The sequence below is a fragment of the Pseudomonas resinovorans NBRC 106553 genome, assembly GCF_000412695.1.
Classification (GTDB): Bacteria; Pseudomonadota; Gammaproteobacteria; order Pseudomonadales; family Pseudomonadaceae; genus Metapseudomonas; species Metapseudomonas resinovorans_A.
On the sequence record NC_021499.1, the window covers coordinates 4,020,377 to 4,034,894 of the forward strand.

14 protein-coding genes are annotated in these 14,518 nt (G+C 65.9%); 5 read left to right on the plus strand and 9 right to left on the minus strand.

The genetic code is table 11. The features are described from left to right. The first annotated feature begins 23 nt into the window (after positions 1–23). The 3 genes from PCA10_RS18185 to PCA10_RS18195 all read left to right on the plus strand — a co-directional run bounded on the left by PCA10_RS18185 (position 24) and on the right by PCA10_RS18195 (position 2,551). Positions 24–338: an SCP2 sterol-binding domain-containing protein gene (locus tag PCA10_RS18185; protein WP_016493531.1), complete on the plus strand. Its 315-nt coding sequence runs from the start codon at positions 24–26 to the stop codon at positions 336–338. Positions 339–688: 350 nt separating this feature from the next. Then, complete coding sequence (locus PCA10_RS18190) at positions 689–1,759, plus strand: phosphotransferase family protein (RefSeq protein WP_016493532.1); 1,071 nt, start codon at positions 689–691, stop codon at positions 1,757–1,759. A 24-nt stretch (positions 1,760–1,783) separates the two neighbouring features. Beyond that, positions 1,784–2,551 (plus strand): SDR family oxidoreductase, encoded by a 768-nt coding sequence (locus PCA10_RS18195; RefSeq protein WP_016493533.1) that lies wholly within the window; start codon positions 1,784–1,786, stop codon positions 2,549–2,551. A 225-nt stretch (positions 2,552–2,776) separates the two neighbouring features. Here PCA10_RS18195 and PCA10_RS18200 read toward each other — a convergent pair whose 3' ends face one another. Continuing rightward, the gene (locus tag PCA10_RS18200) at positions 2,777–3,427 is read right to left on the minus strand and encodes a hypothetical protein (protein ID WP_016493534.1); all 651 of its coding nucleotides are present in this window, start codon (positions 3,425–3,427) and stop codon (positions 2,777–2,779) included. A gap of 100 nt (positions 3,428–3,527) precedes the next feature. On the opposite strand from PCA10_RS18200, the gene PCA10_RS18205 reads away from it, so the two are divergent. After that, complete coding sequence (locus PCA10_RS18205; protein ID WP_016493535.1) at positions 3,528–4,307, plus strand: TSUP family transporter; 780 nt, start codon at positions 3,528–3,530, stop codon at positions 4,305–4,307. On the opposite strand, the gene nudC is transcribed toward PCA10_RS18205, so the two are convergent. The 8 genes from nudC to PCA10_RS18245 form a co-directional block, all read right to left on the minus strand. Then, positions 4,281–5,114, minus strand: coding sequence for an NAD(+) diphosphatase (gene nudC / locus PCA10_RS18210; protein WP_016493536.1), 834 nt, complete (start codon positions 5,112–5,114; stop codon positions 4,281–4,283). The genes PCA10_RS18205 and nudC overlap by 27 nt on opposite strands. A gap of 1 nt (position 5,115) precedes the next feature. Continuing rightward, complete coding sequence (locus PCA10_RS18215) at positions 5,116–6,795, minus strand: hypothetical protein (RefSeq protein ID WP_016493537.1); 1,680 nt, start codon at positions 6,793–6,795, stop codon at positions 5,116–5,118. Positions 6,796–6,833: 38 nt separating this feature from the next. Further along, the gene (locus PCA10_RS18220) at positions 6,834–7,646 is read right to left on the minus strand and encodes a crotonase/enoyl-CoA hydratase family protein (RefSeq protein ID WP_016493538.1); all 813 of its coding nucleotides are present in this window, start codon (positions 7,644–7,646) and stop codon (positions 6,834–6,836) included. 196 nt (positions 7,647–7,842) lie between these two features. Further along, entirely contained in the window at positions 7,843–9,171 is a 1,329-nt protein-coding gene (locus PCA10_RS18225) for an amino acid permease (RefSeq protein WP_394296604.1), read from the minus strand. A 55-nt stretch (positions 9,172–9,226) separates the two neighbouring features. Next, positions 9,227–11,482, minus strand: coding sequence for an Orn/Lys/Arg family decarboxylase (locus PCA10_RS18230; protein WP_016493540.1), 2,256 nt, complete (start codon positions 11,480–11,482; stop codon positions 9,227–9,229). A 105-nt stretch (positions 11,483–11,587) separates the two neighbouring features. Next, positions 11,588–12,325 (minus strand): DNA polymerase III subunit epsilon, encoded by a 738-nt coding sequence (dnaQ, locus tag PCA10_RS18235; protein WP_016493541.1) that lies wholly within the window; start codon positions 12,323–12,325, stop codon positions 11,588–11,590. A 43-nt stretch (positions 12,326–12,368) separates the two neighbouring features. After that, positions 12,369–12,812 (minus strand): ribonuclease HI, encoded by a 444-nt coding sequence (gene rnhA / locus PCA10_RS18240; protein WP_016493542.1) that lies wholly within the window; start codon positions 12,810–12,812, stop codon positions 12,369–12,371. Beyond that, positions 12,813–13,577 carry a methyltransferase domain-containing protein gene (locus tag PCA10_RS18245; protein WP_016493543.1) on the minus strand — a complete coding sequence of 255 codons (765 nt, stop codon included), beginning with the start codon at positions 13,575–13,577 and terminating at the stop codon, positions 12,813–12,815. Positions 13,578–13,638: 61 nt separating this feature from the next. Here PCA10_RS18245 and gloB point away from each other — a divergent pair, with 61 nt between their 5' ends. Next, entirely contained in the window at positions 13,639–14,418 is a 780-nt protein-coding gene (gloB, locus tag PCA10_RS18250; protein ID WP_016493544.1) for a hydroxyacylglutathione hydrolase, read from the plus strand. Positions 14,419–14,518: the final 100 nt, after the last annotated feature.

Consider the following 14,518-nt stretch of genomic DNA (forward strand, 5'->3'; position numbering starts at 1 on the left):
CCCTAGAAAAAAAGGAAAACACCATGACCAACGTTGCTGACATCGTCAAAACCATGCATTCCAAGTTCAACGCCGGTGCCGCCGCTGGCCTGGACCTGGTGTTCCAGTTCAACATCGAAGACGGCGACAACCACTACCTGGTGGTCAAGGACGGTACCTGCGACGTACAGCAAGGCGACGCCCCGAACCCGAACGTCACCCTGATCATGGACACCGCCACCCTGGTGGGCATCACCAGCGGCGAAACCGACGGCATGCAGGCCTTCATGGCCGGCAAGCTGCGCGCCGAAGGCGACATGATGCTGGCCATGAAGCTCGGCGAACTGTTCCCGGTCTAAAAAGCCTGCACTGGACCGGCTGCGCGTCGGCAATGCGTCGTTGAGAACAGCCTACGAATGCTCATTTACGACAGTAAACTGCGCTTCGCCGGCTGTTCTTGCCTGGCCTCGCTCTAGCTCGCACGATCCAGAGCACGCTTTGAGCTTCCTTGCTCGAACCATGAACACGAAACCGGAGTCCCAGGACTCCGGTTTTTTTTCGCCCAGGGCGTGTGATGAGGGCGAATCAGGCAGCCTGATTGTGCTGCAACACCTTTGTCTATAACGGCTCGTTTGGCTTGTGACGCCCCCCGGGCGGCATTAGATTAGCGAATAGTCTCGGGCCATCATCATAAGTAGAAGGGATAGGCATGACGCTTACTGATCAATCCACCCGTATCCGCGAAGGCGAAGAGCTCGACGCCGCCGTCATCGACGCCTACCTCAAGGCCAACGTCCCTGGCCTGCAGGGCACCCCGCGCATCAGCCAGTTCCCCGGCGGCGCGTCCAACCTGACCTACCTGCTCGAATACGACAATCAGGAACTCGTCCTGCGCCGGCCGCCGTTCGGCCACAAAGCCAAGTCCGCCCATGACATGGGCCGCGAATTCCGCATCCTCAACCAGCTCAACGCCGGCTTCCCCTACTGCCCGAAGGCCTATGTGCACTGCACCGACGAGTCGGTGATCGGTGCCGAGTTCTACGTGATGGAGCGGGTCAAGGGCGTGATCCTGCGCGCCGACCCACCGGCCGACATGCAGCTCGACGAAGGCCAGACCCGTGAGCTGTGCCTGAGCTTCATCGACAAGCTGGTGGACCTGCACAACGTCGACTACAACGCCTGCGGCCTGGGCGACCTGGGCAAGCCGGAAGGTTATGTGCAGCGCCAGATCGCCGGCTGGAGCGACCGCTACGAGAAGGCCATGACCCCGGATGCGCCGACCTGGGAACCGGTCAAGGCCTGGCTGCGCGAGAAGATGCCCGCCGACCACCACAAGCCGGCCATCGTCCACAACGACTACCGCTTCGACAACGTGATCCTCGACCCGACCAACCCGATGAAGATCATCGGGGTGCTGGACTGGGAGCTGACCACCATTGGCGACCCGCTGATGGACCTGGGCAACACCCTCGCCTACTGGATCGAGGCCAAGGACCCGGCGCCGGTGCAACTGATGCGCCGCCAGCCGAGCCACCTGCCGGGCATGCTGACCCGCCAGGAGTTCGCCGACTACTACGCCGAGCGTGCCGGCCTGCCGCCGATCACCAACCTCGATTTCTACTACACCTACGGCCTGTTCCGCCTGGCCGGCATCGTGCAGCAGATCTACTACCGCTACTTCCATGGCCAGACCCAGGACAAGCGCTTCGCCCAGTTCATCCATATGAACAAGCTGCTGGAGCAAATGAGCCTGCAGGTCATCAAGCAATCTCGGCTGTAACCGGATCACAACAAGGGGAACCCCATGTCCAAGACCCATCTGTTCGACCTCGACGGCAAGATCGCCTTCGTTTCCGGCGCCAGCCGCGGTATTGGTGAAGCCATCGCCAAGCTGCTGGCCCAGCAAGGCGCCCACGTGATCGTCTCCAGCCGCAAGATCGAAGGCTGCCAGGCCGTCGCCGACGCCATCACCGCAGAGGGCGGCAAGGCTACCGCGATCGCCTGCCACATCGGCGAGATGGAGCAGATCCAGAACGTCTTCGCCGAGATCCGCGAGAAATTCGGCCGCCTCGACATCCTGGTCAACAACGCCGCCACCAACCCGCAGTTCTGCAACGTGCTGGATACCGACCTGTCGGCCTTCCAGAAAACCGTCGACGTGAACATCCGTGGCTACTACTTCATGTCCATCGAAGGCGGCAAGCTGATGAAGCAGAACGGTGGCGGCAGCATCATCAACGTCGCCTCCATCAACGGCGTTTCCCCGGGCGAGTTCCAGGGCATCTACTCGGTGACCAAGGCCGCCGTGATCAGCATGACCAAGGTCTTCGCCAAGGAATGCGCGCAGTACGGCATCCGCTGCAACGCCCTGCTGCCGGGCCTGACCGACACCAAGTTCGCCTCCGCCCTGGTGAAGAACGACGCCATCCTCAACCACGCCCTGCAGCGCATCCCGCTGAAACGCGTGGCCGACCCGAGCGAGATGGCCGGCACCGTGCTCTACCTCGCCAGCGAGGCCTCCAGCTACACCACCGGCGTCGCGCTGAACGTCGACGGCGGCTTCCTCTCCTGAGGAAAACCCGCCCATGAAAAAGGGAGCCTTCGGGCTCCCTTTTTCATGGGCGCATCATGCATCCGCGCGGGACAGTTGATGGGTTTCGCAGGCTCTACCCATCCTACGTGGGCATCCGAATCGCAGAATCGTAGGATGGGTAGAGCGAAGCGAAACCCATGCCGTCAGAGCTGATGGGTATCGCAAGCTCAACCCATCCTACGGTCCGTCAATGCCAGTTGCGACTCACTGCCAGCTCTTGAGGGCTTCCTTGGCCGCCTGGTTCAAGGGCGACGCCAACAGCCCGGTAGGCGACAGGCTCACCGAATAGACCACACCATCGGCCATCGGCAGGTAGGTCACCCGTTGCGCTTCGGGGGCGAAGAGGAAGAAGTCCCGCTGGGCCAGGCGCAGCCAGCGCCAGAGGTCGACGCCATAGGGGCTGGTCGCCAGTTGGGCGCGCGGATGCTGGGCCAGGGCCTGTTGCTCGATGGCCAGGAAGCGCCCCGAGAGTTTCTCCAGGCGGTAGCCGGGTTCCAGCCCGAGCAGGTCGCCGAGTCCCTTCCACCTGAACAGCCGCGCGTCCAGTTGCCAGAGATCGCCATCGAGCAGCACCTCGCGCTCGCGGCCACCTTCCAGCAGGGTCACCTGATAGCTCTGCGGGCCGATGGCCTTGAAGCTCAGGGTCACCAGCGGCTTGTCCTGCGGCAGCGCGTCGTAGCTCCACAGGTCCTTGGCCACTATCGCCACCAGCACGGCCAGGGCGAGGAACGCCAGGCCACAGGTGCCGCGCAGCCAACCGAGGAACCAGCTGCGGTCGAAGAGGATGCGTCCGGCCACCACCGCGACCAGCAATGCCAGCAGGGCGGCTGCCCAGGCCAGGCCGTCATACTGCATGGAGCCCATTCCTTATGCGTGAAAATGCCGGCATTATGCGCAACTCCCCCCGCCGCAGCCACAAGCCACGCGGCAGTTGTAGACACGGACCTCGTTTTCCATGCCAATCCCCTTCGAGCTGGCGGTCGATCCCGCCACCCTGGCGATTCTCGCCGCTGTTGCCTTTCTCGCCGGTTTCATCGATGCCATCGCCGGTGGTGGCGGCCTCCTGACCATCCCTGCCCTGCTCACCGCCGGCCTGCCACCGCACCTGGTGCTGGGCACCAACAAGCTGTGCGCCACCTTCGGCTCGGCCACCGCCAGTTTCACCTTCTACCGGCGCAAGCTGTTCGAGCCCGCGAAGTGGCGCAACGCCTTGATCGCCACCGCCATCGGCGCCGCACTGGGCGCGGTGATCGCCCACTGGCTGCCGGCCGCCTGGCTCAACCAGATGCTGCCGGTGGTGGTCTTCGGTTGCGGTCTCTACCTGCTGTTCGGCAAGACCCCGGATGTCCAGCACAGCCAGGACGCCACGATTCCACGCGGCCGCCAGTGGCCCCAGGGCCTGGGCCTGGGCTTCTACGACGGCGTCGCCGGGCCGGGCACGGGCGCCTTCTGGACCGTCAGCAGCCTGCTGCTCTATCCCCTGGACCTGGTACGCGCCAGCGGCGTGGCACGCAGCATGAACTTCGTCAGCAACGCCATGGCACTCGCGGTGTTCATCATCGGTGGACAGGTGGCCTGGGCGCTGGGCCTGAGCATGGGCATCGCGCTGATGGCGGGCGCCTTCCTCGGCGCACGCACGGCCATCAGCGGCGGCGCCAAGTTCATCCGCCCGGTGTTCATCCTGGTGGTGCTGGCGCTGACCGCGCGCCTAGTCTGGCAGCACTGGATCGGCTAGGCCGAGACGTCGCGCCACGTAGAGGTCGATGAGGTAACGGGCGATGGAGCGCTGCGCCGGCAACGGCGGCAACCCATCGACCCGGAACCAGCGGGCGTCTTCGATCTCGCCCGGTTGCGGGACTATCTCCCCACTGCGGTACTCGGCGTGGAAGCCCAGCATCAGCGAGTGCGGGAAGGGCCAGTTCTGGCTGGCGATGTACTGGATATTGCCGATCTCCACGCCCACCTCTTCCCGCACTTCGCGGGCCACGCAGGTTTCCACCGACTCGCCCGGCTCGACGAAACCGGCCAGGGTGCTGTAGACACCGCTGACGAAACGCGGCGAACGCGCCAGCAATACCTCGTCGCCCCGGCTGACCAGCACGATCATGCTCGGCGACAGGCGCGGGTAGTGGTGGACTTCGCAACTCGGGCAGCGCATCGCGCGTTCGCCCACCACCTGCTCCATGCGCTGGCCGCAGCTGCCACAGAAACGGTGCTGGTCGGCCCAGGTACCGATCTGGCTGGCGAAACCGAGCATGCGGAATACATCGGCGTCCCCTTGCAGCATCACCTGGCGCAAGCCCTGCCAGAAGCAGCCGGCCACTTCCGCGGGATGGGCCAGCTCCAGCAGGTAGATGGGGTCGCCATCGAAATGGCCGATGCCGTGTTCGGCCAGTACCGGCAATTCCTGGCGCTTGAGCCACTCACGGGGGAAGAGCACGCCATTGCCGTCGGCGAGGAACTGCTGGCGACAATGGGCCACCGCCCAGCCGCCCGGCTGGGCGCTATCGAGCAGGGCCGACTGCCAACGCGGGCCAGTCATCTCAGGCCGCCACCGGCAGACCGAGGGCCTGCACGCTGCTGGCCGCCAGGTCGAGGACGTCATCCTGGAAACCGCGACGCATGCCGGCGCCACCCTCGAGGTAGTACTCGAGGCTGGTGAGGGCGTCGGCCAGGGTTTCCAGCATCTGCTCGGACGGCATCAGCGACGACTCCAGCATCTGCTGCTGGATGTACTCGCCACAGGCGCCGACCAATGCAGCCGCGCGCTCCTGGCCGAGGAACCAGAGCCCGCCGCGAACCGCCTGCAGGCTCACCGGCACGTTGGCCAGGTGGGGTTTATCGCCATTGGATTCCAGGTACGAGGTGATCGCGCGCTTGGCCAGGGCGAGGCCCGCCTGGGCTTCGTCCAGCACCACGATGCGCGCTTCGGCCAGTTGGTGGTTGGCGAAGGATTCCGCCTCGCGACCCGGCTCCACCGCCAGTCGCGCACCGCGTCGCTCGCCGCTGTCGAGGCCGGCCACCATGCTTTCGACATAGAGCACGGCGTCGGCCAGCTTGAGCAACTCGGCCGAGTCGACCGGCGCGTCCGCCTGCCAGGCGGCGACCATCGGCAACTGACCTTGCAGGGCGCTGCCCGGGGAGTTCAGGCCGACCATGACCAGGGTCTTGGCCAGCTTGCCCAGCAGCGCGTGCAGGCTGCCGAAGGACTCGGCCGGCGCGGTGCCGCGCTCGATCAGGTCGATCATGTCCTTGACGCTGTTCAGCTCCTCGAAGATCGCCGAAGACAGCGAGCGCATCACCGCCTGGCCGGGGCCGGACAGGCGCTGGTATTCCTGCTCCAGCAGATGGTCGGTGAAGGGCAGCGCGGTCATGCCGAAGGCTTCGCGCAGCTCGCGGCAGCGCTGCCCCTGGCTGTCGGCCAGGGCCACCAGGTAGAGGAGTTCCTTCTGCAGGCTACGCGGCGCCTCGTAGGCCGCGTTGGCGAGCATCAGCTTGAGTTCACGGTCCAGGCGCGAGAACAGCTGCTTGCGCGACTTGCGCACCAGCAACTGGCCATCGTGCTGCGCCTCGATGGCGGCCGCACCGATCCAGCAGAGACGGCCACGGGGCTGCTCGGCGAAGAGCCGCTCCAGGCCGCCGATGGCGCGTTCCATGGTGCGCAGGGCGCCCGGCACCTTCTGCCCGCGCAGGAAGCCCACGAGCCCCTGTTGGTAGGCCTGACGGAAACGTCGGGCCAGGGCATCGGTATCGACGCCCTCGGCCAGCGTCGGGGGGGACGAAGCCTGGCGCGCCTGGTCCAGGCGCACGCTGAAGAAGTAGCTCTCCGGCAAGGGCGGCTGGCCGCCGGCCTGGCGCAGGTCGTTGATCGCCGGCAGCAGCAGCTCGGGCATTTCCTGGCGATGCAGGTCGAGGTTTTCCAGGTAGCGACGCAACACGTGCAGCGCGTTGCTCAGCGCGGCCAGTTGCACGTCGCGCTCCTCGCCGGCCCCGGTAGGAATATCGGTGGCCTGGTCCAGCAGCTCCTGGGCCAGCAGCTCGGCGCCGGCCAACTCGATCAGGTTGAGGGTGCCGCGCACCTGCTGCATGGCCTCCACGGCCTGCTGCAGCAGACTGCCGTTCTGGCGTTCGGCAATGAAGTGTTCGAGGCTCTGTTCAGCCTGCTCCATGGTGGCGAACAGCTCGTCGCGCACCAGTCCTAGCGAAGTGACTCCAGTGACCATGCCTCAATGCGCCTCCCGCGCGAGTGTGCAGCGGCGCATCAGTCGGCGAACTCGGGTTTCTGCTTGCTCATGTGGGCCGTCATGGCCACCCGCAGGTCTGCCGATTGCAGCATGGACGCGTTCCAGGTGGCGATGTACTCGAGGCCATCGTCGACCCGGTGGTCGCGCATGTAGCGGATCATTTCCTTGGTGCCCTGCACCGCGATGGGCGACTTGGCGGCGATCTGCCGGGCGATCTCGAAGACCCCCTCCAGCAGCGCGTCCTGGTCGGCGTAGGTGCGGTTGACCAGCCCGAGGCGCTGGGCCTCTTCGCCATCGACGGTGCGGCCGGTGTAGGCCAGCTCACGCATCATGCCGTCACCGATGATGCGCGGCAGACGTTGCAGGGTGCCAACGTCGGCAGCCATGCCGATGTCGATTTCCTTGATGGAGAACTGCGCGTCGACCGTGGAGTAGCGCATGTCGCAGGCCGACACCAGGTCGATGGCCCCACCCAGGCAGTAGCCCTGGATAGCCGCGATCACCGGCTTGCTGCAATTGTCGACAGCGTTGAAGGACGCCTGGAGTTCGAGAATGGTGCGCCGCAGGCTGCGCGCGTTGCGGCCTGCGTCCGGGCCGAGCTTGGCGCCGACCGAGGCCAGCATCATCAGGTCGATACCGGAGGAGAAATGCTTGCCGGCGCCGGAGAGCACCACTACCCGTACGGCGTCGTTGTCCTCGATTTCGCGGAAGACCTCGATGATTTCCCGCCAGAAATCCGCGTTCATCGCGTTGATCTTTTCCGGACGGTTGATCTGCACATGGGCGATCTTGTCTGCCAACTCTACGCGGAAGGCTTTGTAGTCAGGCACGGGTCAGTCCTCGGCGTGCGCCATAAGAAAAGGGGCGTTCAGGAATCCCGGCAACTATAACAAGCGCGAGGTAAATGTCGATGCCGCCCACTGTGACGCAGACCACGCCATGCAATTGCCACTTCACATCGAAAGTGCAGCCTAAATGCTTGATCTGCCGGGAGCGGACCGCCCTGCGCCCCAGCCTGATGGGCCCTCAGACGGGTGCTCTGAGGGCGACGGCGTCCGCCTGTACCCGGTTGCGCCACTGGCGCCAGGTGTACAGCGGGATGCCAGCCATCAGCACGAGGAAGCCCCAGAAGATCGCCTGTTCGCCCGTGCCGTACAGGGCCCAGATGGAATAGACGAAGCCCAGCACGCCGATGGCCACCAGGCGGCCGCGCTCGCCCTGGGAAAAATCGCCGGGCTTGACCGCCAGTTGCTGCAGCAGCGCGGCGGTGCAGAAGGCGTAGGGCACCACGCCGGTCATGGTGCCCAGCAGGATGATCACGTTGAACACGTCCACCAGGTCGCCCTGCCCGTCCACCAACACCAGCGCGGTGACCAGCACGCCGGAAACCAGCAGCCCCTGGGCCGGCACGCCGTACTTGTTGGTCTTGGCCAGCGACTCCGGCAGCAGCCCATCGCGGGCGGTGGCCATGGGGATCTGCCCCTGCAGCAGGACCCAGCCATTGAGCGCGCCGAGGCAGGCCACCACCGCGCCACCGGCCACCAGGTAGTAGCCCCAGTCGCCCAGCAGCATCCGCGCCGCATCGGCGAAGGGTGCGGTGGAGCGCATCAGCACCTCGGGCGGCAGCAGGCCCTGCACCGCGGTGATGGAAAGGATGTACACCCCGGCGGCAACCAAAGTGCCGAACACCGTGGCGCGCGGGATGGTGCGCTTGGGATTGTCGACGTCGTCGGCCGGCACCGTGGCCGACTCCAGGCCGATGAAGGACCAGAGGGTCAGCGCCGCCGTGGTGGCGATGGCATGGGCGTAGCCGCCGCCACCGGGCAGTTCGCTGACCGCGGGAATCCGCAGGTACTCGGGATTGAAGGAAAACCAGCCGAGCACACCCACCAGCAGCAACGGCACCAGCTTGAGGACGGTGAGGACGTTCTGCACCAGGCCGAAAGCACCGATGCCGCGCAGGTTGATCAGGGTGCACAACCAGATCGCGGCGATCGACGTGCCCACCATGAGCACCGGGTCGCGCAGGGCCGGGATGAACACCTGGAGGTAGCCCACCAGGGTCACCGAGATCGCCGCGTTGCCGATCCAGGCGGCTTTCCAGTAGGTCCAGGCGCAGAGGTAGCCGGCGAAGGCGCCGAAGCCGTCGCGGGTATAGGCGTAAGGGCCACCAGCCGAGGGGTTGAGCCGCGCCAGGCGGGCGAAGGTCAGGGCCAGGATCACCGCCCCGGTGCTGGAGATCAGCCAGCCGTAGAGGCTGAGACCGCCATAGGCCGCGAGGCTGGACGGCAGCAGGAACACCCCCGAGCCGATCATGTTGCCCACCACCAGCGCGGTGCAGGTCCAGAACCCCATGCGACCCCGTGGTTTCACCCCATCTCCTGTCGCCATGGCTCCCCCGCTGACAGATTTATTCCCTGATGCAGTCCACTGTATAGCAGCGCCCGGTAGGACTTTCCTGACAGTTGAGGCCATGCACATCGATATCGAAGCCGGGGAAGCTCAGGTCGAAGGTGCGGGCGAATTCCAGGTAATCGATGATCGCGCGAGTCTCGGCGGTGAAGCGCTCCCCCGGCATGATCAGCGGTATGCCCGGTGGATAGGGCACCAGCATCACCGCCGCGATCCGCCCTTGCAGCAGGTCCAGGGACACCGGTTCCACCTCGCCGCGCACCAGCTTGTCGTAAGCGTCGGCGGGCTTCATCGCCAGTTCCGGCAGCTGTGTGTACATGCGCCGCAGGGCCTTGGGCGTGGCGCTGTTGCGGTAGCAGCCATGCAGGGCGTCGCAGAGATCGCGCAGGCCCATGCCGGCGTACCGCGCGCCGTGGTCCCGGGCGATGGAGGGCAGCGCCTCGGCCAGGGGCAGGTTGGTGTCATAGCCGCGCTTGAACTCCAGCAACTCGGTGAGCAGGGTGCTCCACTTGCCCTTGGTGATACCCATGGAGAACAGCACCAGGAAGGAATAGAGGCCGGTCTTCTCCACCACCACCCCACGCTCCCAGAGGAACTTGCTGACCACCGCCGCGGGAATGCCCCGCTCCCCCAGCTTGCCATCGGCGGTCAGGCCCGGCGTCACCAGGGTGACCTTGATCGGATCGAGCAGCACGTAGTCCTCGGCCACATCGCCGAATCCGTGCCAGTCGGCGTCGGGACGCAACAGCCAATCCTCGGTGGCGACCGTGTCGGCGCCTTCCGCCAGGTGCGACTGCCAGATATCGAACCACCAGTCGTCCGCCGCCAGGTTCTGCCGCAGGTTGGCCAGGGCGCGGCGAAAACGCAGCGCCTCGTCGAAAGTCTCCTGGATCAACGAGCGCCCGGCGGGCCCCTCCATCATGGCCGAGGCCACGTCCAGGGAAGCGATGATGCCGTACTGCGGCGAGGTGGAGATGTGCATCATGAAGGCTTCGTTGAAGCGGTGCCGGTCGAGCTGGCGCGCGCCGCCGTCCTGCACATGGATCATCGAGGCCTGGCTGAAGGCGGCCAGCAGCTTGTGGGTGGAATGGGTGGTGAAGACCAGCGGCGAGTGCGCCTCGCGGTGGGTGCACATGCCGTAGCGCCCGGCATAGAACTCGTGGAAGGCAGCGTAGGCGTACCAGGCCTCGTCGAAGTGCAGCACCTCCACCGAGTCGCCCAGTGCCTGCTTGATCAGCTCGGCGTTGTAGCAGAGGCCGTCGTAGGTGGAGTTGGTCACCACCGCCAGCTTGACCTTGGCGGCTCGCCCCTTGGCCAGGGGGCTGGCGTCGATCTTCGCCTGGATCGACTCACGGCTGAATTCGGCGAGGGGGATGGGTCCGATGATGCCCAGTTCGTTGCGCTCCGGCGTCAGGTACAGGGGGATGGCGCCGGTCATGATGATCGAGTGGACGATGGACTTGTGGCAGTTGCGGTCCACCAGCACCAGGTCATCGCGGCCGACCATGGAGTGCCAGACGATCTTGTTGGCGGTGGAAGTGCCATTGATCACGAAGAAGGTGTGGTCGGCGCCGAAGTTCTGCGCCGCACGCGCCTCGGCTTCGGCCAGGGGCCCGGTGTGGTCCAGCAGCGAGCCCAGTTCCGGCACCGATACCGAGAGGTCCGAGCGCAGGGTGTTTTCCCCGAAGAACTGGTGGAAGGCCTGCCCCACCGGACTCTTGCGGTAGGCCACGCCACCGCCGTGGCCCGGGGTGTGCCAGGAGTAGTTGGACTGCGCGGTGTGCTCGACCAGGGCGCGGAAGAATGGCGGCAACAGGGCTTCCAGGTAGCCGCGGGCGGCTCGGGCCACCTGGCGGGCGAGGAAAGGCACGGTGTCTTCGTAGAGATAGAGCAGGCCGCGCAACTGGTTGAGGTCGGCCATGGCCTCGGCCGGCGCGTTCTCGATGGTGACCTGTTCCCCCAGGGCGAAGATCGGCAACTGCGGCGCGCGCACCCGCGCCACGCGGATCAGCTCCACCATGTCCTGCAGCAGCCGCTGGTTTTCCCCGGCGCCTTCGGCGGCCACCAGGATGCAGGCGAGGCCATGGTGGGTGGAGGCGACGATACGGCCTTCGGCGGAGCTGGCGGTGGGGAGGATGGTGAAGCCGTCCTGCTCCAGCTCGCGGGCGATGCTGCGGACCCGCTCGCCGGCGACGGTATCGGCCTTGATGTCACGATGGACGATGAGGACGGGGAACTTGAGCTCTTTGTACATTGTGGCTCCCTGGGAGGCGGGCTCTGCCGGCCCATGTCCTCAGGGTAGAAGCTGCTACGCGGGGGTGGTACCCCCGCGGCCACAGGCTGTACGTATAGGTCGCAATCAGGAAGCCGGCGGGGTTTCCATCTGCACCCAGAGGGCCGGGGCGCCTGCGGATTTCTCGATGGCCGCCAGGCGCGAGGCGTGGGCCGCCAGCTCGCCTTCGTTGGCGCGGATCACCCGGCTGCGCGCGCGGTCCGCCGGCAGGCGCCGGATGGGCGAGGCCTGGACCCGGCCGCCGCTACCTTCGGCGCCATCGCCGGCCAGGGACAGGTTGGTCTGGCCACCGGTCATCGCCAGGTAGACGTCGGCGAGGATCTCGGCGTCGAGCAGAGCGCCGTGCAGTTCGCGGTTGGAGTTGTCGACGTCGTAGCGCTTGCACAGGGCGTCCAGGCTGTTGCGCTGCCCCGGATGGCGCTCGCGGGCCATCATCAGGGTGTCGAGCACCGTGCAGTATTCGGTGACGTCGCTGCGCTCGGTCTGGCCCTGCAGGGCGAACTCGTTGTTGATGAAGCCGATGTCGAACGCCGCGTTGTGGATGATCAGCTCGGCGCCCTTGATGAACTCGTAGAATTCGTCGGCGATTTCCTTGAAGCGCGGCTTGCCCACCAGGAATTCGTTGGTGATGCCGTGTACCGCGATGGCACCTTCATCCACCTCGCGGTCGGGCTGCAGGTAGACGTGGAAGTGACGCCCGGTCAGGCGCCGGCCGATCATTTCGACGCAGCCGATCTCGATGACCCGGTGGGAATCGGTAACCGGCATGCCGGTGGTTTCAGTGTCGAGTACTACGTAACGCATGTTCGGAACCTATCAAGAAGAAGACCGCAGCAAAGGCGGGATTTTAGCGGGCGTTGAGTTCGCTGACACCCCGATTGGCCAACTGGTCGGCGCGCTCGTTGCCGGGGTGGCCCGTATGGCCGCGCACCCATTGCCAGCGTACCTGGTGGCGATTGACCTGCTCATCGAGCAACTGCCAGAGATCGGCATTCTTCACCGGCTGCTTGGCGGCGGTCTTCCAGCCACGCTTCTTCCAGTTGGGCATCCATTCGGTGATGCCCTGCATCACGTACTGGGAGTCGGTGATGATCTTCACTTCGCAGGAGCGCTTGAGGGCCACCAGCGCCATGATGGCGGCCATCAGCTCCATGCGGTTGTTGGTGGTGTCGCGTTCGCCACCCCAGAGTTCGCGCTCCGCGCCCTTGTAGACCAGCAATGCGCCCCAGCCGCCAGGGCCGGGATTGCCCTTGCAGGCGCCGTCGGTATAGATCTCGACCAGATCGCTCACTTAAACCTCATGTTTGGAATCGCACCGGCTGACCTTGGCCACCGGCATGGGCACCAGCTTGCCGATGGGCTCGCGCCGGGCCTGACGCAGTGGCCGCAGGCCGATCACCAGCTTGCGCGCCACCAATAGATAGAAGCCGGCGCCGAGCCCTTGCCCGGCGGCGCCCCAACGCTCCAGGCGGGCCAGACGGGATTGCCAGGCGGCCGAAGCGAGCGGCGGACGATAGCACCCGAAGCGGCGTTTCTCCAGCGCGAAGCCCAGCAGGTTGAGCCAGTCGCTGACCCGCGCCGGCGAGATGCAGCGGGCCTGGCGCAAGGCGTCGCGGGCGAAGTAGTGCCGCACGCCCCAGGCGCTCCAGGGATTGACCCCGACGATGATCAGGTGCCCGCCGGGCCGCACGCTGCGAGCGGCCTCGCGCAGCAGGCTGTGGGGCGAGAGGCAGAAATCCAGGCCGTGCTGCAGCACCACCACGTCGGCAGCGTGCTCGCTGAGCGGCCAGGCGGCTTCTTCGCAGGCGATCTCCACGCCGGGGAGCGGTGCGCCGAGGTGCACGCTGCGCTGGATCTGCTTGGCCCCGGGCGGCACTTCGGCGCGGGGGCCGTAATGCACCAGGTAACCGCCGAAGTAGCGCGCCAGTTCGTCCTCGAGCAGACGCTGCTCCTCGAACAGCATCAACCCGCCGAGCGGCCCGGAAAACCAGGAACGCGCCTTGCTGATCAGCTCCAGCCAGTCGGCATCGGCTTGGGCGAAAGCTTTCTCGGTCATGGCAATCTCCTGCGATAGAGCCCTAAGATGCTCCATTGCACTCAGCTTGGCGACTCCCTTCATGATCCAGATCGACGCGCTTCCCGCCTTTTCCGACAACTACCTCTGGCTGTTGCAGGACACCGCAACCCGCCGCTGCGCGGTGGTCGACCCCGGTGACGCCGCGCCGGTGCTGGCCTGGCTCGAGGCCCATCCCGACTGGACGCTGACCGACATCCTGGTCACCCACCACCATGGCGACCATGTCGGCGGTGTCGCCCAGCTGAAGGCGGCCTGCGGCGCCCGGGTGCTTGGTCCGGAACGGGAAAACATCCCCGCCCGTGACCAGGCCCTGGTGGACGGCGACGTGGTGAGCGTACTGGGACTGGAGTTCCAGGTATTCGAGGTCCCCGGCCATACCCTGGGCCATATCGCCTACTACCACGGGGATGCCGAGCGTCCGCTGCTGTTCTGTGGCGACACCCTGTTCGCCGCCGGCTGCGGCCGCCTGTTCGAGGGCACCCCGGAACAGATGCATCACTCCCTGAGCCGCCTGGCCGCCCTGCCGCCGACCACGCAGGTGTACTGCACCCACGAGTACACGCTGAGCAACCTGCGCTTCGCCAAGGCCGTGGAACCGGCCAACCAGGCGACCGCCGAGCGCTTCGACGCCGTCACCCGCTTGCGTGACCAGGGTGGCATCAGCCTGCCATCGACCATCGCCCTGGAACTGGCCACCAACCCCTTCCTGCGGGTAACCGAAACATCCGTTAAACAAATGGCCGACGAGTGGGCTGGTCGCGTTAACCCTACGCCAGCTGGGGTCTTCGCCGCCCTCCGGGCCTGGAAAGACCAGTTCTGAACCAGTCGGTCAGGCTGTGGTTGCCTGGCGAAAACTTGACCAGCCATAGGTCGATTTCTAGAATCCCCGAACTTTTTTCGCTGGAAGTACCCCTCAGCCA

Coding starts and splice junctions, on each gene's coding strand:
- dnaQ (WP_016493541.1), bottom strand. CDS start 12,325: ATGCGTTACGTAGTACTCGACACTGAAACCACCGGCATGCCGGTTACC.
- PCA10_RS18225 (WP_394296604.1), bottom strand. CDS start 9,171: ATGGGGTTCTGGACCTGCACCGCGCTGGTGGTGGGCAACATGATCGGC.
- gloB (WP_016493544.1), top strand. CDS start 13,639: ATGATCCAGATCGACGCGCTTCCCGCCTTTTCCGACAACTACCTCTGG.
- nudC (WP_016493536.1), bottom strand. CDS start 5,114: ATGACTGGCCCGCGTTGGCAGTCGGCCCTGCTCGATAGCGCCCAGCCG.
- PCA10_RS18245 (WP_016493543.1), bottom strand. CDS start 13,577: ATGACCGAGAAAGCTTTCGCCCAAGCCGATGCCGACTGGCTGGAGCTG.
- PCA10_RS18185 (WP_016493531.1), top strand. CDS start 24: ATGACCAACGTTGCTGACATCGTCAAAACCATGCATTCCAAGTTCAAC.
- PCA10_RS18205 (WP_016493535.1), top strand. CDS start 3,528: ATGCCAATCCCCTTCGAGCTGGCGGTCGATCCCGCCACCCTGGCGATT.
- PCA10_RS18230 (WP_016493540.1), bottom strand. CDS start 11,482: ATGTACAAAGAGCTCAAGTTCCCCGTCCTCATCGTCCATCGTGACATC.
- PCA10_RS18200 (WP_016493534.1), bottom strand. CDS start 3,427: ATGCAGTATGACGGCCTGGCCTGGGCAGCCGCCCTGCTGGCATTGCTG.
- PCA10_RS18195 (WP_016493533.1), top strand. CDS start 1,784: ATGTCCAAGACCCATCTGTTCGACCTCGACGGCAAGATCGCCTTCGTT.
- PCA10_RS18190 (WP_016493532.1), top strand. CDS start 689: ATGACGCTTACTGATCAATCCACCCGTATCCGCGAAGGCGAAGAGCTC.
- PCA10_RS18215 (WP_016493537.1), bottom strand. CDS start 6,795: ATGGTCACTGGAGTCACTTCGCTAGGACTGGTGCGCGACGAGCTGTTC.